Source organism: Prochlorococcus marinus str. GP2, assembly GCF_000759885.1.
GTDB lineage: Bacteria > Cyanobacteriota > Cyanobacteriia > PCC-6307 > Cyanobiaceae > Prochlorococcus_A > Prochlorococcus_A marinus_J.
The window spans coordinates 46,014-69,202 of record NZ_JNAH01000002.1 but is presented as its reverse complement, the minus strand read 5'-3'; the positions used below and the strand labels follow the sequence as shown (position 1 = coordinate 69,202).

Genomic DNA, 23,189 nt, shown 5'->3' with positions numbered 1-23,189 from the left:
GCAAAATTTCATAAGTCGTTAATCAAAAGATAAAAATTTAAGGCTTTTAAAAAGACTTATTGCATAACAAGATGCTAAGTTAATAGACTATTTAAATAACTTAAGAAACATCAAGATGTCTAATTCAAATTTCAGCAATAATTCTGGAAAAGAAAATTACAGAGCTCGTTCTAACAATGAAAGATCTAATTTCAGAGATAGATCGGGCGGCAGAAGAGATGGAGGAGGATTCCGCATAAGATTGAGTGATAACGAAATGAAAGCTGTTAAATCAATACAAGAGACCTTTCAATTGAGATCTACCGTTGCAGTCCTGGGTTTCTCTGTTAGAACACTTAGCGAAATGATCAAAGACGAAAAATTGATTGAATCAATAAAAGAATATGCAAAAAATAATAAAAACTCTTCTCCGAGTAGACAATCACAAAATCCTTATGAAGAAAAGACAAAAACAGCACCTGACCCTTTTGCAAGACCTTTAAAAAGCACATCAACTGAAGAGATCCAATCTAGCGAAGTAGAAGAGGATGACAAATAAAAAAAGAATTCTTTCGGGAGTTCAACCAACTGGTGATTTACATATTGGTAATTGGCTTGGGGCTATAAATAATTGGGTTACGCTTCAAGAGCAATATGAAACATTCCTATGTGTAGTTGATTTGCACGCAATCACAGCTTCATATAATCCCAAAGAATTATCTCAGAACACTATCTCTACAGCGGCTTTGTACGTCGCTTGCGGGATAGATCCCAATATATGCTCAATTTTTATCCAAAGTCAGATTTCTGCACATTCAGAACTTTGTTGGATATTAAATTGCCTGACTCCTATAAATTGGATGGAAAGAATGATTCAATTTAAGGAAAAATCTCTTCAACAAGGTAATAATGTATCAATTGGATTATTTGACTATCCAATCCTTATGGCTGCAGATATCCTTCTATATGACGCTGACTTCGTTCCAGTCGGGGAAGATCAAAAACAACATCTTGAACTTGCTCGAGATATTGCACAACAAAGAATTAATGCGAAATTTGGTAAGGATAAAAATATTTTAAAAATTCCTCAGCCAATTATTATGAAGAATGGATCAAAAATAATGAGTTTGATTGATGGTTCAAAAAAGATGAGTAAAAGTGATCCTAATGAAGGCAGTAGAATCAATTTGTTAGATACTCCTGAAATAATCACGAAGAAAATAAAAAGGGCAAAAAGTGATAGTTATATTGGAATAGAATTCAATAACCCTGAGAGAGCAGAATCTAAAAATCTTCTGATGATTTATTCAATATTATCCGGTAAAGAAATTTCTCAATGTGAAAATGAATTATCCGAGACAGGATGGGGGACATTTAAAAAATTAATTACCGAACAACTAATAGAATCTTTAGAACCTATTCAGGAAAAATATAAACTCTTAATTAATGATCCATATCAATTAAATAATATTCTTAAAGAAGGGAAAGAGAAGGCTGAAGACTTAGCAAATAAAACTTTAAAAAGAGTTAAATCTAAACTTGGATTTTTTGAAATGGAGAAATAAATTATGCCAGTAATTACATTACCTGATGGTTCAAAAAAGGTTTTCGAAAATTCTGTTACTACTCTAGAAATTGCTCAGAGTATTGGTGAAGGATTAGCTAAGGCAACTATTGCAGGGAAAGTAAACGATGTTTTACTTGATGCAACTCTTCCAATAAAAAATGATGCCAAAGTTGTAATAATCACTTCTAAAGACAAAGAGGGTATTGAGATAATTAGACATTCTTTTGCACATCTTATTGGTCATGCAGTTAAACAAATTTACCCAAATATAAAAATGGCCATAGGTCCTGTAATTGAAGATGGATTTTACTACGATATTTTTTCGGAATATAGATTTACTCCGGATGACTTAAACAAAATTGAAGAACGCATTAATAAATTAATAAAAAAAAATTACGACGTTAAAATTTTACAGGTTCCTAAGGAAGAAGCAATTAAAACTTTTAAAGAAAGAGATGAGACTTTTAAATTAAGAATAATTGAAGGAATTCATGGAGAGGGTCTCATTAACTTATACAAGCACGAAGAATATATAGATATGTGTAGAGGGCCTCACGTACCCAACACAAGACATTTGAGGCACTTTAAGTTACTTAAATTATCAGGTTCATACTGGAGAGGTAATAGTGAAAATGAATCATTGCAGAGAATATATGGAACTGCATGGGCTAAAGAAAAAGAACTCAATGACTATTTAACAAGAATTGAAGAGGCGGAAAAAAGGGATCATAGAAAACTTGGAAAAAAACATTCCCTTTTTTATATATCAGAAGAATCTCCTGGAATGATTTTTTGGCAGCCTAATGGGTGGACCATATACCAAGTACTAATGAAGTATATAAGAGAAATACTTAAGAAAAATAACTATCAAGAGATAAGAACTCCTCAAGCTGTGGACAGAAATCTTTGGGAAAAATCAGGCCATTGGGAAAAGTTTAGAGATGATATGTTCACAACCTCATCAGAAAATAGAACTTATGCAATAAAACCTATGAACTGTCCTTGCCATGTTCAAGTGTTTAATCAAGGTTTAAAAAGTTACAAAGATTTGCCTATTCGTCTTGCTGAATTTGGTTCTTGTCACAGAAATGAACCCTCGGGAGCATTACACGGCCTAATGCGAGTTAGAAATTTCACTCAAGATGATGCACACATCTTCTGTACAGAAGAGCAAATTCAAGAAGAGGTATCTACCTTTATTGAGCTTGTTTTTGAGGTTTATAAAACTTTTGGTTTTGATGAAATTATTATCAAATTATCTACTCGTCCTGAAAAAAGAGTAGGCAACGATGACATTTGGGATAAATCTGAAGAGGCTCTTACCAAAGCATTAAACTATAAAAATTTAAAATGGGAACTTCAACCTGGAGAAGGGGCTTTTTATGGTCCCAAAATAGAATTCTCGTTAAAAGATTGTCTTAATAGAGTCTGGCAATGCGGAACTATTCAAGTTGACTTCTCGATGCCTATTAGATTGGATGCAACTTATGTAGATGTTGATAATGAAAAAAGAAATCCAGTTATGCTTCACAGAGCAATTTTAGGTTCATTTGAAAGATTTATCGGCATCCTAATTGAACAATATGAGGCAAAATTCCCAATTTGGCTTGCTCCTTATCAAATAATCTTATTAAGTATTACTGATAGAAATATAGAAAAATGTCATGAATTTAATCAATTTTTGAATATCAAAGGCTACCGATCAAAAGTTGACATTAGGAATGAAAAGATAGGATATAAGATAAGGGAAGCTACAATTGGAAGAATCCCGTTAATTGCAGTAATAGGGGATAAAGAAGAGGAAATTGATTCAGTCGCTTTAAGAGCTTTGGATGGAAAAAATTTAGGAATTTTCGACCTCCCTAATCTATACAAATTAATGGATGAATTAATAGAAAAAAAAGGGAGAACAGAATAATTTAAAAGAGATGAGTTTTCTGGCTTGTGATTTAGGAGGTACAAAGGTTCTATTGGGAATATTCGAAAGAGTAATAAATGATGATTCGCCTAAATTGTTATTCAAAAAGAAATATTTATCTTCTGAATGGGATTCTTTTGAACTTATCCTAGATGATTTCCTCAAAAAAGAATGCAAAAATATCCCTCATCCTTCTTCTGCATGTTTTGCCGTAGCAGGTCCTTTATCTAACAACAACGCAAAAATTATTAACTTGTCATGGAATATTTCGGGTAATGTATTAAAAAATAAATTCAATTTCAAAAGCTGCGAACTAATAAATGATTTTGCAGTGCAAATTTATGGAATACCATTCTTAAAAGAAAATCAATTTTCAACAATACAAAATGGGAACCTCTCTGAGGGTGCTAATAATGATTTGCATGCCATTGTTGGAGCTGGGACAGGTTTGGGTATTGCAAGAGGAATAATATCAGAAAATAAAGTAAAAGTTTTAGCTAGCGAAGGTGGTCATGTTGAATATTCCCCAAAGTCAGAATTAGAATGGGAATTAAAGATTTGGCTTAAAAAGTCCCTAAATATTGAAAGGATATCTTGTGAAAGAATTGTTAGCGGTACTGGTTTATCAAGAATAGCTGAATGGAGACTTAGCAAATCTGATGCTGCGGACCATACGCTACAAAAATTTTTTAAAGGAACGAAAATTTCTGATGCTCTGAGAAAAGAACTACCTGATAAAATTTGTAATCTTTCTAACGCAGGTGATCAGCTAATGAATGAAGTAGAGGGGATTTGGTTAGGTGCTTATGCCTCTCTATTAGGAGATGTTGCTCTTCAAGAACTGTGCTTTGGCGGGTTATGGATTTCTGGAGGACCCGCATCAAAACATTTCAAAAACTTTAAATCAGATTTATTTATGAAACAATTTTTCGACAAGGGGAGATTAAAAGATATTCTTAAAAGAATTCCTATGAAAGTAATTTTAGACGAAGAGTTTGGACTTTTTAGTGCAGCCTGCAGAGCAAAAATGCTTTTAAAAACTTAAAAACAAAAAAATGTCTATTCCTGAAGTAGGTAAAAAAATAAGGGTAACAGTGCCTTCCACAACCGCCAATTTAGGGCCTGGATTCGATTGCCTTGGAGCAGCATTAGATTTATATAATGAGTTTATTTTTACAAGAATTGAAGGTGGTGGAGATAGATTTGATTTAATAATGGAAAGTACAGATGGTAATCATTTAAGAGGAGGACCTGAAAACTTAGTTTTTAGAGCAGCGCAGAAAGTATGGGAGAGCGCAAATATGGATCCTTATGCACTTGAAGCACGAGTTAAGTTGGCAGTTCCGCCTGCACGCGGACTTGGAAGTAGTGCTACAGCAATAGTTGCCGGACTAATTGGGGCAAATGCAATCATGAACTCTCCATTGTCCAAAGAAAAACTTCTTGAACTTGCCATTGATATAGAAGGTCATCCAGATAATGTAGTTCCCTCTCTCTTGGGTGGGCTTTGCTTGACAGCCAAGTCTTCTTCTCAAAGATGGAGAATTATTAGATGTGATTGGCACGATTCAATCAAAGCTGTGGTGGCAATACCAGCAATCCGTCTAAGCACAAGTGAAGCAAGAAAGGTTATGCCCAAGAATGTACCTATATCTGATGCAGTGACAAATATGGGGGCACTTACTTTGTTACTAAATGGCTTAAAAGCAGGAAATGAGGACCTTATAAAAGAGGGAATGTTTGACAAGTTACATGAACCCTACAGATGGAAGCTTATTAAAGGTGGACTAGAAGTCAAAGATGCTGCACTAAATGCAGGTGCTCTAGGATGCGCAATTAGTGGGGCTGGACCAAGTATCTTAGCTTTGTGTAAAAAAGAGAATGGTAAAAATGTCAGTCAAGCTATGGTGAAAGCTTGGGAGAAGTCAGGTGTAGCTAGCAGAGCACCATTCTTAAACGTACAAACAACAGGTAGCCAATTTAGCAATATCTCCGGTAAGTAGTTTTACTTAGGCAACTTTAATGTTATAGTCTCAAGCTAGTACAACTTCAACTAGAATAAAAAAATTATTCATTACATAAATGAATCTAGAATCTTTTCCTTGGTTATCATCGATTGTTTTACTGCCTTTAATTGGGGCATTAATAATGCCTTTTTTGAGTTCAAAAGAAGGAGAAGATAATACACTCCCTAGAAATATCTCATTAAGTTTTTTATTTATAGATTTTTTACTAATAATCGGCGTCCTTTTTCAAAAATTCGATACTTCAGATAGCTCATTGCAACTGGTAGAAAGAGCTTCCTGGTTACCTTCAATAGGCTTAGAGTGGTCTCTTGGAGTAGATGGGTTATCTGCTCCTTTAGTAGCTTTGAGTGGGTTAATTACATTTTTATCAGCTGCTGCAAGTTGGAAAATTAAGAAAAAATCTAATCTATATTTTGCTCTTTTATTAGTTCAAGCATCAGCACAGGCACTAGTTTTCCTTTCTCAAGATTTCCTATTGTTTTTCTTAGCATGGGAACTTGAATTAGTTCCGGTATATCTTCTCATTGCAATTTGGGGAGGTAAAAAGAAATTATATGCGGCCACTAAATTCATTCTTTATACAGCTTTAGCTTCTCTATTAATACTCATAAGTGGGTTAGCACTTGCCTTGAGTGGTGATACCTTTACTCTAAATATTACCGATTTAACCAATAAACATGTAACTGGGAGCTTAGCTTTATTATCTTATTTAGGATTTTTAATTGGTTTTGGAGTAAAACTTCCTATCTTTCCATTACATACTTGGTTACCCGATGCACATGGAGAGGCCAATGCACCAGTTTCAATGTTACTAGCTGGAATACTCTTAAAAATGGGAGGATACGCCCTCTTAAGATTTAATGTTCAAATACTTCCTGAAGTACATCTTCAAATTGCACCTGCGTTAATTATTCTTGGAATCATTAATATAATTTACGGAGCCTTAAATGCATTCGCACAAGATAATGTTAAAAGGAGAATCGCATGTAGCTCAGTGAGTCATATGGGTTTTGTTCTATTAGGTATTGGAGCAGTTGATGCTCTAGGAATTAGCGGAGCAATGCTACAAATGATCAGTCACGGACTTATTGCTGCAGCTATGTTCTTTGTTACGGGCTCATTCTATGAAAGAACAAATACTCTTTCTATACCAAATATGGGCGGCTTAGCAAAGGTCTTGCCAATAACTTTTGCTTTTTTCTTAGCAAGCTCACTGGCCTCTCTAGCACTACCTGGGATGAGTGGTTTTATAAGTGAAATAACTGTATTTTTAGGTATCACTAGTCAAGAGGGATTTAGCTCTATCTTTAGATCAATCACGATTCTAATTGCAGCTATAGGATTAGTTCTAACACCAATATATCTATTATCAATGTGTAGAAGAGTATTTTTTGGCCCTAGAATTCCAGCACTAGCTACAGTTAAAGAGATGAATGGTAGAGAATTGACTATTGGTTTCAGTTTATTGTTGCCTACATTGGTAATAGGTTTTTGGCCCAAAATCGCCATTAATTTATACGAATCTTCAACCAATGCTCTCAGTCAGCAGCTTACTTTAGCTAAATTGATTGGATTAATACCAACCTTAGTTAATTAAATTTTCTTAATCAATGGATACCTCAATTTTTAAATATGGAGAGTTACCACAATTTAAAAAATTTACTCCTGAAAGCATTAGTAAACAATTTCCAGCAGTATTAGAAAAGATAGCTGAAGAATTTAAAAACATAGAAAAAAATTTATCTAATTATTTGATTCAAAATGATTTAAATTGGGATAAGGTAATAAATCCTTTAAATGAAGTAAATGAAATTCTTAGATGGAGTTGGGGGGTAATAAGTCACCTAAATGCTGTAAATAATTCTGAAAGTTTAAGAGATATTTATTCAAAATTTCTTCCAGAGGTTATTAGCTTGAGTAATAAATTCGGGCAAAGCAAAATAATTTACAATTCTTTAGTCAAGCTTAAAGAAACAAATAACTTTGATCAAATTAAAAACAGAATTTTAGATAAAGAAATTCTTGAGATGCAACATAGAGGTATTTCACTACAAAAGAATGATCAAGAAGAATTCAACAAGATTTCAGAAAAGCTTGGAGAACTATCAACTGAATTCAGTAACAATGTTCTTGATGCCACTAACGAATGGTTTTTAATTTTAAATAAAAAATCTGAAGTCGATGGTCTCCCTGACCGAGTACTTGAATTGATGGCAATTTCTGCACACAATCACTTAAAAAAAGATGAAGAAGTTGATATTAAAAATGGTCCTTGGAAATTAAGTCTAGATATTCCAACTTATACTTCGTTCATGACATATGCCACCGAGCGTAATCTTAGAGAAAAGCTATACAAGGCATTCGTTAGTAGGGCGTCTCAAGGAGAAAAAAATAATTCTCAAATCATTGAAGATATATTATCTCTCAGGACTAAACAAGCAAATCTTCTCGGTTATAAAAGTTGGGCAGAACTAAGTTTGTCAAAGAAAATGGCGAAAGAAATTAAAAATGTAGAAAACCTTTTAGAAGAATTGAGAGCACCAGCATTCAAAGCTGCAAAAATTGAATTAGAAACGCTCGATAAGTTTTCCAAAGCCAATGGATTTCCAAAATCGCAGAATATTGAACCATGGGATATTAGTTATTGGTCTGAACTTCTTAGAAAGGAAAAGTTTAATTTGGATCAAGAGTCTTTGAGACCTTGGTTCCCACTAAATGATGTATTGAAAGGTTTATTTAGATTAAGTGAGAAGCTTTTTGAAATAAAAGTAGTCGAGGCAACTGATGAGGCACCTCTCTGGAATGATGACGTTTTATTTTTTAATATCCTCAATAATGAAAATAAAAAAATTGCATCATTTTACCTAGACCCATATTCTAGACCTGAATCAAAAAGAGGAGGGGCTTGGATGGATGAATGTTTGAATAAAAATAATGTTGGCAAAAAGACTCTCCCTGTAGCTTATCTCGTTTGTAATCAGACTCCACCATCAAAAGATAAACCTAGTTTGATGAGTTTTGAAGAAGTTCAGACACTCTTCCATGAATTTGGCCATGGTCTTCAACATATGCTTACTACTGTAAATCTTCCTCAAGCAGCTGGGATCAATAATGTTGAATGGGATGCAGTCGAACTTCCAAGTCAATTCATGGAAAACTGGTGTTTCCATAAAAATACACTTTTGAATATTGCTAAGCACTATAAAACGGGTGAAAAATTATCCGATGAAAATTTTGAAAAGCTCTTAAAGAATAGAACTTTTAATTGTGGCATGGCTACTCTAAGACAACTACATTTTGCGATTACAGACCTCAGATTACACAGTAGTATCGATCAAAACGAAGGTAAAACAGCAGATGAAATAAGAAGAGAAATTGCAAAACAAACTACTGTTATTGCTCCAATTCAAGAGGATCAATTTCTTTGTTGTTTTAGTCATATATTTGCAGGCGGTTATTCTGCAGGATATTACTCCTATAAATGGGCTGAGGTACTAAGTGCTGACGCTTTTTCTATGTTCGAAGAAGCTGATTTAGAAAACTCTGAGGATTTAAAGTTAATAGGTAAGAAATTTAAAGATACAATACTTAGCTTAGGTGGAAGCTTACCTCCATTAGACATATTCAAATCATTCAGGGGAAGAGAGCCACAAACAGATTCCTTAATAAGACATTTGGGGCTATCTGGAGCTACATAATAATTTCACCGATTATTTTGTCAACCACAGATTTGTTTCTTACTAGATTTCGATGTTTATAAACTTTTACTGATATTTTTTTCCCAAATTTTAAATTTGTCCACCAGCCAGGAAAAACCATCATATCCCAATAAGTAAAGAAATTTATACACTCAATATCATCAAGTAAAAAATCATTATTTGCGAGCTCCCTTAAAAACTTACTATTTATTTTCATTTCTGATATTCCTCTAAAAGGGTATTTGGGTATTAATTGAGCCATCAAAGTTCCTTTGTGTGGAGAACCAATAGATATTAATCTTCTTGTTCTTTTACACCCATTAAATTTTTGAAGCCAGTGCCTACCAATTATTCCTCCCATAGAAAATCCCAAAATATCTATTTCTTTTTCTAAACCATATTTCTCTAAAATTAATTCGTTTAATTTATTAGTCAAATCAATAATTGAAGTCATTCCACATGAATGCTTAAGAGTTGGGGAAAAATATTCAATCCCAATTTCATCAAGTTTTGATGTAATAGAAGAAAAAATACTTGAAGTATTCCAAAGACCATGAATCAATATAATAGGATTTCTTTTTTCCAATACTTTAATTATTTTCAAGAATTCTTACTATTGACACCTTCCCATCGAAACCTGTGATTGGAGGATTGCATTTTGTCAAAATAATTTTAATTTTAGAAAGCTTAAATTCTTGATCAATGATTTCTAAAATTGAGTTTGAATATTTTTCGATCGTAAAACAATATGTTTTCTTTGATTGCTCTTTTAAAATTTGAACTAATTTTGAATAGTCAACCGTTTTTTTTATATCATCACTTACTGTACATTTTTCAAAATCAGTCCACAAAAATATATCCAAACTAAATAATTGTCCTAATTTCCTTTCTTTATCAAGGACCCCAACCCTAGCCCAAAGTTTAATATTCTCAATTTTTAAAAAAGTTTCCATCTTTAAAACTTTTAAAGATCTTTATGTGTATAGATAGCCTTTCCTGATGAAAAATCATCAACGATACTCCCATCCCCTTTTAGGAAATATTTATAAGTTACCAAACCTTCTAGACCTACAGGCCCCCTTGGTGGAAGAGTTTGAGTAGATATACCAACTTCAGCTCCGAATCCATATCTAAACCCATCTGCGAATCTTGTAGAGCAATTATGAAAAACACCCGCACTATCAACTACATTCATAAATTTATTAGCAGTATTTGAATTTTCAGTGATTATTCCATCTGTATGTTTTGAACTATATTCTTGAATATGTGTGATTGCCTCCTCAAGATCATCAACAATTTTTATAGATAAAATTAAATCCAAATATTCAGTTTTCCAATCTTCTAGACTAGCCTCATACTTTAAGCCTAATTCAACTGATCTCTTATCTCCAATTAATTTAACCTTATTAGAATTAAATAAAGGGATGGCCTTTTCTAAAAAAGCTGGTGCAATATCTTTATGAACTAATAAAGTTTCAATTGCATTACATGCTGCAGGATATTGAATTTTACTGTCTAGAGCTACTGATAAAGCCATTTCGAGATTAGCCTCATTATCTATAAACAAATGACAAATTCCATCAGCATGGCCCAGCACAGGAATTCTTGTATTCTCCTGAATAAATTTTACTAATTCATTACTTCCTCTAGGAATTATTAAATTAATATATTTCTCAAGATTTAACATCGACATACTATCTTTTCTGCTTGTGAGTAAGCATATTGCATTTTTATCAAGGCCTGATTCATATAACCCCATTTGTAAGGCATTGACTATTGCAGTGTTTGTTAAATTAGCTTCACTACCCCCCTTAAGTATTACTCCATTACCTGATCTTATCGCAAGAGAACTAATCTGCATAACAGCATCAGGTCTAGATTCAAAAATAACTCCTATAACTCCAATAGGTACAGTTTTTCTTTCTAGGATTAGTCCTTTGGAAAGCTCTCTTTTGATTTGAATTTGATTTACTGGATCCGCCAATTCTCCAACTTTCCTTACCCCATCAATTCCTGCATTTAATTTTTCTTTTGATAACTTTAATCTAGACAATAAAGCCTTTGAAATACCTTTTTTTTCTGCTCTTTGATAATCCTCACTATTAGCCTCTAATATCTCTTTAGTATTTTTTTCGAGATAATCTGCCATAAAATTTAAGGCTTTAATTCTATTTTGATTGTCAGTCTGACTTATTTTTATTGATGCCAAACGAACTTGATCAGCTTTTTTTAAAAGATCATTACCTGGTTGAGGGACTTCAAAGATATCGGACATAATCATAATTATTTAATTAAATAATAATTCAAATTTAAGATTCTTTAAACTAATATTTTTTTGGGCTTAATATCTAAAAAATAACTGAATTTGACTTTTCCAATCCCCATTAGAATCATAAGAACCTAGTAATTCTAAGTTTGGACTGGCTTGAAAAGTCAATATCCCTGTAGGTGGAAGGTCGTCTCTACCTGGAACAGTTTGAAATGCAAAATTTATTGAATCAGTAACATCAAGCCCTAGTTCAGCTACCCAAGCCTGAGAAGAAAATTCCTGATTAGAAGTAGATTGTCCATTATTTTCAATATCTAAATTTTCGTTAGAAAAAATGTTATTTAAAGAAGTATTATTTTCTATTAAAGCTGGATATAAAGACAACTGAAATCTTTCACTAAAAGCATCCGCATTATTAAGTTGTGAAATAAATGCTCTATTAATTAAATTTGCAGAATTACCCCCAATTAAACCAATTATTTGCGACCTACTATAACTTGGAGTGCTCCTTAATTGAATTCTTTTATTTTCATCTTCAAATGATAATTGATCTAAAAATCCTTCATAAGAAGCTTCAATTTTGATAAGCCTTGTATTACCAATTCCAAATGCCCCAAAACCACTCGAAGTAGTATCTGCATCTAGATCGTTTGAGATATTTGAATCCTTATTATTTTCACTTATAGGAATTATAGAATCTGGAACTTTACTAACTAGAGAAAAATTAATGTATGGAACGACACCACTTCTCGGTGCAAATACAATATAGTTATCTACACTTTTATCAAGTTTAAATGGTGTAGTGTATAAATTCGCTCTTCCTTTTTTTATATCAATAAGACCTCTAGCATTTAAATCTTTTCCTACTCCACCATTGATATTTAGGTCCACGATCGTATCTAAATAAGCTTGAACTATCTCTGAATATTGCAGTTTAAATCTTGGTCCAAGTTCCAATATAAGGTTATCAAAAAACAGACTATCCAAATAATTAGGCAAAGTTTCGCCTAAAAAAACTGAATTCAAGATTGTTTCATTTGAAATTATTTCAATGCTCTTATTATTATCCCAATAGAGTTCTGGCCAATCTTTTTTATCCTCTTTTCTTAAAAGATTATTTTCTTTTTTATTATTTTGATTAGTGCTATTAAAATTAATAAATCCATTATTAAAAGATAGAGAACCTCCCAAAACAGGGCTTTCAAATGATCCGCTTAAATCGACATCTGAATCCACTAAAAAATTAAAATTATCTGCTTTAATGGTAAATTTATTGGTTAATAAATTAATTTCTGCTTCTCCAGTATCATTTTGACTATAGAAAGGCAAAGACCCTTTTATAAAAATATTCCCTGAATCCTCTGACTTTGCTTCTAGATACTTTATTTCTAAAGAATCAAAATCAAAAATTATCAAGCTATTAATATCTTTAATTAAATTATTATAAAAATTAATTTCAGAATCATTTATTACAACAAATCCATTCAAAATTGGTTTATTTATAGTACCTTTTATTATCATTCTAAGATTTACTTTGCCTTCTTCAAAAGTAAAATACTCATCAGCAAAAATATCAATTAACTCAATAAATTTCGCATCACCAATAAATCTTAGATCCAAGTTTTCAGAATTATTTATGGGTATTAAGCCTTCAATATTTATTGGAATTTCAGAATCATTTAATATCAAAGAAAAATCAATATCAAAAATTGATTTATTAAATTCAATTATTCCTTTATCAAATAATATTTTGTTATTTTTAATTGATGAATCATTAGAAGAAATTTTACTGGAGAATGATTTTTTATCAAGATTATAAATTAAGTTCATATCCAACCCTCCAAGAAAATCTTTTGGTTGATTTAGAAAGATATTTGCAGCGCTTAATGGTAAATTTTTAATTTTTAAAAAACCTTCACCTCTTAATAATCCTCCTTCCAAATTAATAGAAAATTCCTCTATCTTATTTTTATATTCATCTTTAGAGATATCAAGATAGCCATTTAATTTCGCATTTAATTTGTAGTTGACTGTTCTATTGCCCTGAATAGTAATTTTCCCATTATATCTACTTTTAAATTTGCTTAAATATTTTTTTAAGTTAAATTTGTCTTCTAGATTATTATTTTTTTCAATAAAGTTATTTATAAAATCGATCTTCTCTTTAAACGATTTCCTATCTTTATTAATTTCTAAATTATCCAAGATATTAGATTTTCTTGTTGCTTCAACTTTTTTATTATCAAAATTAAAAATATCAACAGCAGTAAGGATAGTCCAACTAGTGCTTATATCCTTAAATTCTGAATTAATTAAATTATTTTTACTTGAATCATATTCGATTTCAATTATTCCTCCATCAATTGGATACAATGAAGAGTTTATATAAAAAGAATTATTTTTGACGCTAAAATCAAATAATGAATTAGCTAAATTGATATTCCCATATTTACCTAAACTCCAAGCAATTCGCCCGTCAAGGTATGACTGGTCTGACGAAATTGATCCCTGACCATTAATAATTCCATCAATTCTATCGAATTGATTTTTGTTTATAGATAATTCAAGTTCATCAATAGGGAAATTATCAGCTGTCCAAATATAACTATTATCATTCTTAAATACTTCTATACTTCCTTGTTTAGAATTAAAAACTCTACTAAAAGTTATATTATCTAATTTAAATTCAGAATCAAACTTAACCGAAAGATATGAAGGGATTCGAGAATATCTATTTTTCATGTTTAAGACAAATTGATCATTAATATTTTTAATTTCTCCCTCCCATATTTCTCTAATACGAATCCCTTTGAAGTGGGGATAATCAAGATTAAAATTTATGGATAAATCTGGATCACTAATTTCCCCTTTCAACTTACCTTCAGCGGTAACGAAACCTCTTATATTATTTTTTCGGAAAATATTTAAATTGGATAATTGAGTTCTATTAATCTTAAAACTAGAATCGATATCTCCAAAATTAATTCCTCTTCTATCAAACCAATAAGGTATATTTCCCGAAAAATCAATATCAGGATTCATACTATCAAGGTATCCAATACTTCCTTTTAGATCAATTTCATTTGAACTTTTATTTAATGAGACATTTAAATTAAAATTTGAAGTCAAAGTTCCGTAATCAAAGTTTTCTGAATTACCTATTAAATTATTTTTCTCACAAAAAAACCTAGTGAAATCCGAATTTATATTCTCCGATAAATATTCAGATTTTATTTTCAAATTAGTAAAAGAAAATCCTCCTTTACAAAATGTTTGATTTGATGATTTATAAAATTTAAAGTTAGACTTGAAATTTCCTTCTTTGAAGTTTATTTTGCTTTTCCCAATACTATATTCAGAATCCTTAAGATTTAAACCTCTAGAAAACAATTCAAGTCTTAAATAATTTTGATTTAACTTTGTATTTAATTTAACTTTGAAAAACCCTTTGCCATCAAAATTAGATTTTACATTCGAAGTAATTTGTCTATTAGCGGAATTGTAGATAACATTACCTTTTACTTTTGATTTAAATCCTAAATTTCTAAGCTCTAAAATTGAATATTTATTTAAGTTAAAGTTCAATTCATATTTTAATGTTGATTTTTTTGTACTTCTAACTTTTTCATAAGGTTTATCCCTTTTAAAAAAATCTCTATCAATATTAATTGCAGATTGTTTAGGACTTATTTTTACTATCCATTTTTGTTTTAAAAGAGATCTAAAAGGCATAATGCCCACATATACATTTTTAGCTTTGATTTCAGAACCTATATCTTTTTTATCATTAATTTTTGAATCCCCAAGAGAAAAACCTAGAAATCTAATCCCAACATAATCACCCAAATCAACATTTTTATCTAAAAATTTCTCAATACTTTCTTCTAATTCTAATTTCCTAGAACTATAAGTTTCTTTTAAAAAATTATTTAATAAAAAAGTGCCTAAAAAACCTAAGGGTAAAAGCATTCCTACTAATAGAATCTTAGTATTTAAATTTAGAGATCTAATTTTTTTCAAGTTAGAGCCCAAAAATAGAGTAGGCTTACAAAATATAAGAAATTAATCAGGTCAAAGCCACTAAATGTCTTTTTTTGAACTATTAGAGAACACACCCAAAATTTTTGGATTCTTTGGAATATTTCTTTTCATTTGTACAATAGCAGCTTTTATATTTAATTTTGGTTTTAAATTTCGAATAATTGGAGCAACTATCTTTTCATTCTTGCTTTCATTGAGTAGTTGGGCATTTATACAAAGTTACTCTGAAAAGGTTGTAATAGAAGGTGCAAAATATGTTCCAATTGTTTATGACAATGGGTTCGATTTGATTATTGCTAAAGCAGATGATGACTTCCCAGAAAAATCTATTGAACCAACTTTAGAACAATTATCTGAAAACTTAAGGAAAGGTAGCAGATCTGGTGCGAATGTAAAAATAAAAATTAGAAAACTTAAAAAAATTTCAGATGGTGTAAGTAAACCAGTTGTTATAGGAGAAGTTCAGAAAAATGTCAAAATGAATTAGTCTGTAAAAGATGGAAAGTAAAACCTTTTTAGATTTTTTGCCAACTAATTTTAGACATGAGAAATCTTTTTTTATTCAAAATAATCTAACTGACTTTGAAAAATTAAGTAATCTTTCGGACTTAGATATAAATGAGATTCAAAGAAAATCTTCACTATGTACATTGAATAATCTTAAGAAAATTAGAGCCATAGCTATATTTAAAAAAGAAATTGGAATTTCCCCGCCGCAAGCCTATGTACTTTTGCATTGCGGTATATCTTCTGTTAAATCATTATCACAATCTACCCCTTATGAATTAGAACGCAAAATTGGTAGATTAGAAAGAAATCTTAGAGTAAAAACTGATACAGATAGAACTTTTACTCTCTTAAAAGAATGGATTAAAAAAGCTAGTCAACTCGACAAATCTATTGGAAATCATGGATAAAAAATTTTTTTAATGTAGAATTTAGAAAAAGTAGTTAATAATGAAACATTTGTTATTTTTTTTATTTTTGTTTGCCAACTCTTTATACCCTGTTTTAAGTCAATCTAACTTATTAGAAACTGTAAAAAAGAATCCTAACGAAGCTAAGAGTTTATGTAATAAGTTTAGAGAGTTTAATTCAAAAGGTATTTCAGCTAGTTCAGATAAAGCTATAGAGTATGTATCAAACAAAAAAAAGTTAACTCCCGTTAACGCAGAGATCTTTTCTATTTACGTCATTGGGCTGCACTGCCCAGACATTATCTAAAGCCTAAATGTCTGGTTCAAGATGGTTTGACAAGTCTCTAGTACTTAGAGATGGAGTAAGACTTATATCCAGGATTTGGTTACCTAATAATAATGGGCCATGGCCTGCATTATTGATGAGACAACCATATGGCAGGGAAATAGCTTCAACTATCACCTATTCTCACCCAGAATGGTGGGCTTCCAAAGGGTATATGGTAATAATTCAAGATGTTAGAGGTATGGGTTCTTCTGAAGGAATTTTCAATGGTTTTTCTCAAGAAGCTAGCGATACTTCAGAAACACATGAATGGGTAAGGTCTCTAAAAGAATGTAATGGAAAACTTGGTTTATATGGTTTTTCATATCAAGGATTTACTCAACTAACTGGTGAATTAAATTCAAAGCCGCCCGATTGTTTATCTCCAGCAATGACTGGGATGAACATTAAGGATCATTGGTGCTCAGATGGGGGGGCATATTGGTGGCATAACAATATTGCATGGGGACTTCAAATCGCAGCACTTAAAATGAAAAGAGAAAATAAATTACTTGAGTGGGAAAAAATAAGATTAGCCTTAGAAAATAAAAGTTATTTAAGGGAGGGAATTGATACTTTAAAAAAATATGATCCTAATAGCTTTGTTTTGGAGTGGCTTAAAAATTTAAATAATGCTCTCCCATTTGAAGAATTTAAACCAATTTCAACATGGATTAAACAACCTATGTTAATTATTGGAGGACTTTGGGATCCACATTTAAAAGGTGCCTTTGATCTTTATAAAAAATCTAAAGAAGCTGGTGGAAGCCCAGAAATTATTATTGGGAATGCGACACATCTAAATTGGTGGGAGGGATCACAAGAATCTTTATTAAAATTTTTTGATAAACATTTAAAATCTGATGAAAAATTTAATTCTGAGAATCCAAAAAGCGAGAAAAAAATATGGAATATTTCATTAAATAAATGGGAAGAATTAAATAATAAATTTCACCCTGAATTTATTTTTGGACTCAAAAGCGATGGCACAGCAAATATAGAGGTTGAAGATGGAAGTCTGACCATAAATTCAAAAGGATCAGGATGGTTTACAATTGTTAATGACCCATGGAGACCTACTCCATCTGACGGTGGTCATTTAGGTCCAAATCCAGGAAAGTTTAATAGAAGTATTATTGATAAACGCCTGGATGTAGGTGTTTTTCAAACCAATTCTTTTGAAGAAGATCAATATTTAAGAGGAATTCCCACTTTAGAAATCCAAGTAAAAAGTGATCAGCCCAATTTTGATATCTGCCTTGCTTTATCTCTAGTTGAACAAGGTACTGATAAGGTGAATCAATTTTCAACCGGATTCTTAAGGGTTAAAAACTCCAAAATAAGTGAAGAATGCATTTATCAAATAACAATGCAGCCAACAAATATTTGTTTGATTAAAGATAGCAAGCTTCGCTTATCTATATCTGCAGCAGCTTATCCCGCTATTGGTGTTAATCCTGGATTTGAGGAGGGAAATATTGGAGCCCCATCAGCAAATCATAGAGTTATTACTCTCAGTTTTAGCCTTAAAAGAACATTTATGAAAATGACCCCTTTTTTTATTAAATAATTAATTTTTTGGTTAATCATTTGATATTATAAACCCTTAATATCTACCAGTCATGATCGAGACAATTCAAGCAGACTGGATTAAATCAGAAGCTATCAACCTAGAAAATTGTTGCAATGATAATCCATTAAAAATATTAGGTCCTCATTTTTATGAACAGCAATGGGTTGTAAGGGTGTGGATGCCTGAAGCAGACGAAGTTAAAATAAATTTTAAAAACAATACCTATAAGGCGGAAAGCATAAACCATAAATGGCTTTTTGAAGCTATCCTGCCCGAAAATCCAAACTATAATTACGAAATAAATATTTCACGAGGAGGGGTCAAACATAAACAACATGACCCTTGGTCATATAGAGAAGAGTGGATGGGAGAAGTTGATAGACATCTTTTTGCAGAAGGCAATCATCATCATATTTGGGAAAAAATGGGAGCTCATCTCATTGAAAAAAAGAATCAAAGAGGAGTCATGTTTTGCATTTGGGCTCCAAATGCAAAATCAATCTCGATAATTGGAGATATAAATTCTTGGGATGGAAGACATCATCCAATGCAAAAAAGATTAGGGGGGATTTGGGAACTATTCATGCCAACAATGCAAGAAGGCGATACATATAAATATGAAATAAGAACACAACAAGGTCATATTTATGAGAAAGCTGATCCATATGGTTTTCTTCATGAAATCAGACCTCAAAATGGTTCAATAGTTTCAAAATTGAAAAACTTTAATTGGAATGATAGTTCTTGGATAGCAAATAGGGATTCTTCTAGTCAAATCAACAAGCCAATTTCAGTTTATGAAATGCATTTAGGAAGTTGGCTCCATGAATCAACAGATAATAAATATCTGGAGAAAAATGGTGAACCAAGAGACCCAGTGCCTGCAGCGGATTTAAAACCTGGAACAAGATTATTAACTTATCCAGAATTAACCAAGAAACTCATCCCTTACGTAAAAGAGAGAGGATTCACTCATATTGAACTAATGCCAATATCTGAACATCCTTTCGATGGTTCATGGGGATATCAAGTTACAGGCTGGTATGCACCAACAAGTAGATTTGGCACCCCAAATGAATTCAGAGAATTTGTAAATAAATGTCATGAAGAGGGCATAGGCGTGATTCTTGATTGGGTACCTGGTCATTTTCCAAAAGATAAACATGGGTTAGCATTTTTTGATGGTTGTCATCTTTATGAACATGGAGATTCACGCATAGGTGAACACAAAGAATGGGGAACACTAATATTTAATTACAGCAGAAACGAAGTAAGAAATTTCTTAGTAGCCAACCTCGTTTATTGGTTTGAAGAGTTTCATATTGATGGCATAAGGGTAGATGCTGTAGCTTCAATGCTTTACAGAGATTATCTACGTCCAGATGGAGAATGGATACCCAATGAAAATGGTGGGAATGAAAATATAGAAGCCGTTAAATTTCTTCAACAGGCTAATCATGTACTCTTCCAACATTTCCCAGGTGCGCTTTCTATCGCTGAAGAATCAACAACTTGGCCAATGGTAACCAAACCAACTGACATGGGAGGATTAGGGTTTAACTTGAAATGGAATATGGGATGGATGCACGATATGCTTGATTATTTTGAAATAGATCCTTGGTTTAGGCAATTCCATCAAAATAGTGTAACTTTTTCAATTACATATAACTATACAGAGAACTTTATGCTTGCACTTAGTCATGATGAGGTTGTCCATGGGAAAAGTCATCTTTTGCATAAAATGCCTGGAGATGACTGGAAGAAATATGCAAATACTCGAGCATTACTAACTTATATGTGGACCCACCCTGGTAAAAAAACGATATTTATGGGAATGGAATTTGGGCAAAGGCAAGAATGGAATGTTTGGGATGATCTGCAATGGGAGTTACTAGAATTTGAGCCTCATAAAGGTATCAGAAACTTAATTGATGACCTAAATGTTCTTTATAAAAATGAACCTGCATTATGGAAAAATGACTTTGATCCTTATGGATTCCAATGGATTGATTGTAATGACAAATCTAATTCGGTTATAAGTTTCATGAGAAGAGAAAACGATACCAATGAGTGGCTGGTTATTGTTGCTAACTTTACACCTAATACTCATGGGTCATACAAAGTAGGTGTTCCTGTAGAAGGATTTTATAAAGAAATATTTAATTCAGATAGCTCTAGATACGGGGGCAGTAACAAAGGAAATATGGGGGGTAAAGAAACTATAAATTACAATATTCATGATTATCAAAATTCTCTAGAACTTGCTTTGCCCCCATTAAGCGTAAGTATCTTCAAACATCAATCAAAAAAATAAGAAGGCTCATTTAACTTAGTGCTTCATATAAATGTTCATATAACGCTTTTGCTCTGCTTTACATTGTAAGATTTTTAAGTTGGATTTTAATTTTTTTTAAAATATCGAATTTAAAAATGGGTCAAGATTTACCACTACTACTTTCTGCCGCATTAGGTAAAAAAGTAAATAGGCCTCCAGTATGGATGATGAGGCAAGCAGGAAGATATATGAAAATCTATAGAGATTTAAGGGAGCGTTACCCAAGCTTTAGAGAGAGGTCTGAAAATCCAGAACTATCATATGAGATTTCAATGCAGCCTTTTCATGCTTTCAAACCAGATGGAGTGATCCTTTTTTCAGATATTCTCACACCTCTTCCAGGGATGGGCATAAATTTTGAAATAATAGAAAGTAAAGGTCCAATTATTGAGGACCCAATAAGAGCTCTTAACCAGGTAGAAAATTTAAAAGAATTAAATCCAAGTGAGAGTTTAAGTTTTGTTGGTAAAGTTCTTACTTCACTAAAAAAAGATGTAAATAATAAGGCAACAGTTTTAGGTTTTGTTGGCGCACCTTGGACTCTTGCTGCATATGTAGTTGAAGGTAAAAGCAGTAAAAATTATTCTTTAATAAAATCAATGGCTTTTAATGAACCAGATTTACTTCATAAACTTCTTGATCATTTTGCAAAATCTATTGGTGAATATCTTAAATATCAAATAAAATCTGGAGCGCAAGTAGTACAAATTTTTGATTCATGGGCAGGCCAACTAAGCCCACAAGATTACGATATCTTTGCCGGGCCTTATCAAAAAAAAGTTGTTGAAATTGTAAAAGCGGAATACCCTGAAACACCAATAATTCTTTACATTTCAGGAAGTGCTGGGGTACTGGAAAGAATGGCAAAAACTGGAGTAGATATAATCTCATTAGATTGGACAGTAGATATTGAAGAGGCGTGTATAAGAATACCCAGGGGGATTGGAATTCAAGGTAATGTTGACCCAGGTATTTTATTTGGAAACAAAAAATCAATAAGAGAAAGGATAGATAATACCTTCAATAAAATTAAAGACAGGAAATATATTCTTAATTTGGGGCACGGGATTTTACCTGGAACTCCAGAAGAAAATGCTCAAACATTTTTTGAGCATGGAAAAAAACTCACTTACTAGTCAAAGCCTTGGCATATAAAAAATTATTAATCACAGGTGCTAATGGATGTGTAGGCCAATATTTAGTTGATTGGTTTTTAAAAAATACAAAATTCAGGCTTTATCTCATGGTAAGAGACAAAAGTAAGTTGCCAATTTCTGTTCAAGAAAATAAAAAAGTCAAGTTAATGGTTTGTGATATCAGGGAATCAAATAGCTATAAAAAAGAAATTAGTCAAATTAATTACCTAATACATACTGCTACAGCTTGGGGAGATCCAAAAAGAGCCTATGAAGTAAATATTAAAGCTTTTGAAGAATTACTTGAAATGCTTGATATTGAAAAGTTAGAAAAGATTATTTATTTTTCAACAGCTAGTATTCTTGATACCCAAACAGAATTAATGAGGGAATCATTGATCTATGGAACAGAATACATTCAAACAAAATATGAATGTTTCCAGAGACTTAAAGAAAGCTCATTTGCAGAAAAAACATACGCTGTTTTCCCTACCTTGGTTTTTGGAGGAAATCTTGGAAAAAAAAGTAAATATCCTGCGAGCTATTTAACTAGTGGATTGAAAGAAATTGGGAAATGGCTTTGGATAGCTAGATTTTTAAAACTAGATTCTAAATTTCATTTTATACATGCAAATGATATCGCCCAGATTTGCGGGTTTCTAATTAAAAATCATAAAGAAGAGCAGTACAAAGGCTTTAGAAAATTTGTGCTGGGTCAGAAATTCATTTCAATTGATGATGCCATAATTACACTTTTAAAGAAACATAATATGAGGAGATTTTTTGCGATACCGCTTACAAAAAAAATTCTAAAAATATTGTTAAGAATTCTCCCCATCCAAACTACTCCTTGGGATAGCTTCAGTATCAAAAAATATGACTTTAATCATGTCCCCATCACTAATCCTGAGACTTTTAAACTTAAAAGTTATGCCAAGTCACTGAATGATATTTTAAGGTTATCAAAGTTACCAAGCTGTAATAACAATTAAAATTCTCGCAGTTAGGTTACCTAAGCCCTGTAATATATATAGATAAGCAAATTTTTATTATGTTACGTTCAATCTTTGCAGGGTTATTTGCAATAGTTTTAACTCTAGGTCTAGGTATTTCATCAGTTTCAGCTAAGACTGTTGAAGTAAAACTTGGAACAGATGCAGGAATGCTTGCATTTGAACCAAGTACAGTAACCATTAGTGCTGGTGATACAGTTAAATTCGTCAATAATAAACTTGCCCCTCACAATGCTGTTTTTGATGGTCATGAGGAATTAAGTCATGCGGACCTAGCTTTTGCTCCAGGAGAGTCTTGGGAAGAAACATTTGATACTGCGGGAACTTATGATTACTATTGCGAGCCACACAGAGGTGCTGGAATGGTAGGTAAAGTTATTGTTGAATAATT

General features: G+C 31.9%; 19 protein-coding genes. 15 read left to right on the top strand and 4 right to left on the bottom strand.

Features of this window, described 5'->3' with window-relative positions; all coding sequences use genetic code 11:
* Positions 1–115: 115 nt before the first annotated feature.
* The 7 genes from EU91_RS07905 (at position 116) to EU91_RS07935 (ending at position 9,189) form a co-directional block, all read left to right on the top strand.
* Positions 116–538, top strand: a complete 423-nt coding sequence (locus EU91_RS07905; RefSeq protein WP_032523729.1) for a hypothetical protein — start codon at positions 116–118, stop codon at positions 536–538.
* Positions 528–1,544, top strand: a complete 1,017-nt coding sequence (gene trpS / locus EU91_RS07910; RefSeq protein ID WP_032523728.1) for a tryptophan--tRNA ligase — start codon at positions 528–530, stop codon at positions 1,542–1,544. Before EU91_RS07905 ends, trpS begins: the two co-directional genes overlap by 11 nt.
* A gap of 3 nt (positions 1,545–1,547) precedes the next feature.
* Positions 1,548–3,464, top strand: a complete 1,917-nt coding sequence (gene thrS, locus EU91_RS07915; RefSeq protein WP_032523727.1) for a threonine--tRNA ligase — start codon at positions 1,548–1,550, stop codon at positions 3,462–3,464.
* A 10-nt stretch (positions 3,465–3,474) separates the two neighbouring features.
* On the top strand, positions 3,475–4,509 hold the full coding sequence (locus EU91_RS07920; RefSeq protein ID WP_032523726.1) for a glucokinase: 1,035 nt from the start codon (positions 3,475–3,477) through the stop codon (positions 4,507–4,509).
* Positions 4,510–4,519: 10 nt separating this feature from the next.
* Positions 4,520–5,467 (top strand): homoserine kinase, encoded by a 948-nt coding sequence (gene thrB / locus EU91_RS07925; protein WP_032523725.1) that lies wholly within the window; start codon positions 4,520–4,522, stop codon positions 5,465–5,467.
* A 79-nt stretch (positions 5,468–5,546) separates the two neighbouring features.
* Positions 5,547–7,088, top strand: a complete 1,542-nt coding sequence (locus EU91_RS07930; protein WP_032523724.1) for an NAD(P)H-quinone oxidoreductase subunit 4 — start codon at positions 5,547–5,549, stop codon at positions 7,086–7,088.
* 13 nt (positions 7,089–7,101) lie between these two features.
* Positions 7,102–9,189, top strand: a complete 2,088-nt coding sequence (locus EU91_RS07935) for a M3 family metallopeptidase (protein ID WP_032523723.1) — start codon at positions 7,102–7,104, stop codon at positions 9,187–9,189.
* On the opposite strand, the gene EU91_RS07940 is transcribed toward EU91_RS07935, so the two are convergent.
* The 4 genes from EU91_RS07940 to EU91_RS07955 all read right to left on the bottom strand — a co-directional run bounded on the left by EU91_RS07940 (position 9,182) and on the right by EU91_RS07955 (position 15,427).
* Positions 9,182–9,775 carry an esterase/lipase family protein gene (locus EU91_RS07940; protein WP_032523797.1) on the bottom strand — a complete coding sequence of 198 codons (594 nt, stop codon included), beginning with the start codon at positions 9,773–9,775 and terminating at the stop codon, positions 9,182–9,184. The genes EU91_RS07935 and EU91_RS07940 overlap by 8 nt on opposite strands.
* Positions 9,776–9,779: 4 nt before the next feature.
* Positions 9,780–10,142: a dihydroneopterin aldolase gene (gene folB, locus EU91_RS07945; protein WP_032523722.1), complete on the bottom strand. Its 363-nt coding sequence runs from the start codon at positions 10,140–10,142 to the stop codon at positions 9,780–9,782.
* 11 nt (positions 10,143–10,153) lie between these two features.
* Positions 10,154–11,464, bottom strand: a complete 1,311-nt coding sequence (locus EU91_RS07950) for a glutamate-5-semialdehyde dehydrogenase (protein ID WP_032523721.1) — start codon at positions 11,462–11,464, stop codon at positions 10,154–10,156.
* Positions 11,465–11,530: 66 nt separating this feature from the next.
* On the bottom strand, positions 11,531–15,427 hold the full coding sequence (locus EU91_RS07955; protein WP_032523796.1) for a translocation/assembly module TamB domain-containing protein: 3,897 nt from the start codon (positions 15,425–15,427) through the stop codon (positions 11,531–11,533).
* Positions 15,428–15,542: 115 nt separating this feature from the next.
* On the opposite strand from EU91_RS07955, the gene EU91_RS07960 reads away from it, so the two are divergent.
* From EU91_RS07960 to petE, 8 genes are all read left to right on the top strand, one after another.
* On the top strand, positions 15,543–15,986 hold the full coding sequence (locus EU91_RS07960; protein WP_032523720.1) for a DUF2518 family protein: 444 nt from the start codon (positions 15,543–15,545) through the stop codon (positions 15,984–15,986).
* A gap of 10 nt (positions 15,987–15,996) precedes the next feature.
* Positions 15,997–16,416: a DUF4332 domain-containing protein gene (locus EU91_RS07965; RefSeq protein WP_032523719.1), complete on the top strand. Its 420-nt coding sequence runs from the start codon at positions 15,997–15,999 to the stop codon at positions 16,414–16,416.
* 40 nt (positions 16,417–16,456) lie between these two features.
* Positions 16,457–16,723 carry a hypothetical protein gene (locus tag EU91_RS0108340; protein ID WP_032523718.1) on the top strand — a complete coding sequence of 89 codons (267 nt, stop codon included), beginning with the start codon at positions 16,457–16,459 and terminating at the stop codon, positions 16,721–16,723.
* Positions 16,724–16,730: 7 nt separating this feature from the next.
* Positions 16,731–18,311 (top strand): CocE/NonD family hydrolase, encoded by a 1,581-nt coding sequence (locus tag EU91_RS07970; protein ID WP_032523717.1) that lies wholly within the window; start codon positions 16,731–16,733, stop codon positions 18,309–18,311.
* Positions 18,312–18,363: 52 nt separating this feature from the next.
* Positions 18,364–20,628: a 1,4-alpha-glucan branching protein GlgB gene (gene glgB / locus EU91_RS07975; protein ID WP_032523716.1), complete on the top strand. Its 2,265-nt coding sequence runs from the start codon at positions 18,364–18,366 to the stop codon at positions 20,626–20,628.
* Between the two features lie 116 nt (positions 20,629–20,744).
* On the top strand, positions 20,745–21,785 hold the full coding sequence (hemE, locus tag EU91_RS07980; protein WP_032523715.1) for a uroporphyrinogen decarboxylase: 1,041 nt from the start codon (positions 20,745–20,747) through the stop codon (positions 21,783–21,785).
* 8 nt (positions 21,786–21,793) lie between these two features.
* Positions 21,794–22,777, top strand: a complete 984-nt coding sequence (locus EU91_RS07985) for an NAD-dependent epimerase/dehydratase family protein (RefSeq protein WP_032523714.1) — start codon at positions 21,794–21,796, stop codon at positions 22,775–22,777.
* Positions 22,778–22,836: 59 nt separating this feature from the next.
* On the top strand, positions 22,837–23,187 hold the full coding sequence (gene petE / locus EU91_RS07990) for a plastocyanin (protein WP_025894221.1): 351 nt from the start codon (positions 22,837–22,839) through the stop codon (positions 23,185–23,187).
* The last annotated feature ends 2 nt before the right edge of the window (positions 23,188–23,189 follow it).

Bases quoted from the DNA above. Each gene is read 5' to 3' on its own strand.
- EU91_RS07905 (WP_032523729.1), top strand. From the start codon at position 116: ATGTCTAATTCAAATTTCAGCAATAATTCTGGAAAAGAAAATTACAGA.
- trpS (WP_032523728.1), top strand. From the start codon at position 528: ATGACAAATAAAAAAAGAATTCTTTCGGGAGTTCAACCAACTGGTGAT.
- thrS (WP_032523727.1), top strand. From the start codon at position 1,548: ATGCCAGTAATTACATTACCTGATGGTTCAAAAAAGGTTTTCGAAAAT.
- EU91_RS07920 (WP_032523726.1), top strand. From the start codon at position 3,475: ATGAGTTTTCTGGCTTGTGATTTAGGAGGTACAAAGGTTCTATTGGGA.
- thrB (WP_032523725.1), top strand. From the start codon at position 4,520: ATGTCTATTCCTGAAGTAGGTAAAAAAATAAGGGTAACAGTGCCTTCC.
- EU91_RS07930 (WP_032523724.1), top strand. From the start codon at position 5,547: ATGAATCTAGAATCTTTTCCTTGGTTATCATCGATTGTTTTACTGCCT.
- EU91_RS07935 (WP_032523723.1), top strand. From the start codon at position 7,102: ATGGATACCTCAATTTTTAAATATGGAGAGTTACCACAATTTAAAAAA.
- folB (WP_032523722.1), bottom strand. From the start codon at position 10,142: ATGGAAACTTTTTTAAAAATTGAGAATATTAAACTTTGGGCTAGGGTT.
- EU91_RS07950 (WP_032523721.1), bottom strand. From the start codon at position 11,464: ATGTCCGATATCTTTGAAGTCCCTCAACCAGGTAATGATCTTTTAAAA.
- EU91_RS07955 (WP_032523796.1), bottom strand. From the start codon at position 15,427: ATGCTTTTACCCTTAGGTTTTTTAGGCACTTTTTTATTAAATAATTTT.
- EU91_RS07960 (WP_032523720.1), top strand. From the start codon at position 15,543: ATGTCTTTTTTTGAACTATTAGAGAACACACCCAAAATTTTTGGATTC.
- EU91_RS07965 (WP_032523719.1), top strand. From the start codon at position 15,997: ATGGAAAGTAAAACCTTTTTAGATTTTTTGCCAACTAATTTTAGACAT.
- EU91_RS0108340 (WP_032523718.1), top strand. From the start codon at position 16,457: ATGAAACATTTGTTATTTTTTTTATTTTTGTTTGCCAACTCTTTATAC.
- EU91_RS07970 (WP_032523717.1), top strand. From the start codon at position 16,731: ATGTCTGGTTCAAGATGGTTTGACAAGTCTCTAGTACTTAGAGATGGA.
- glgB (WP_032523716.1), top strand. From the start codon at position 18,364: ATGATCGAGACAATTCAAGCAGACTGGATTAAATCAGAAGCTATCAAC.
- hemE (WP_032523715.1), top strand. From the start codon at position 20,745: ATGGGTCAAGATTTACCACTACTACTTTCTGCCGCATTAGGTAAAAAA.
- petE (WP_025894221.1), top strand. From the start codon at position 22,837: ATGTTACGTTCAATCTTTGCAGGGTTATTTGCAATAGTTTTAACTCTA.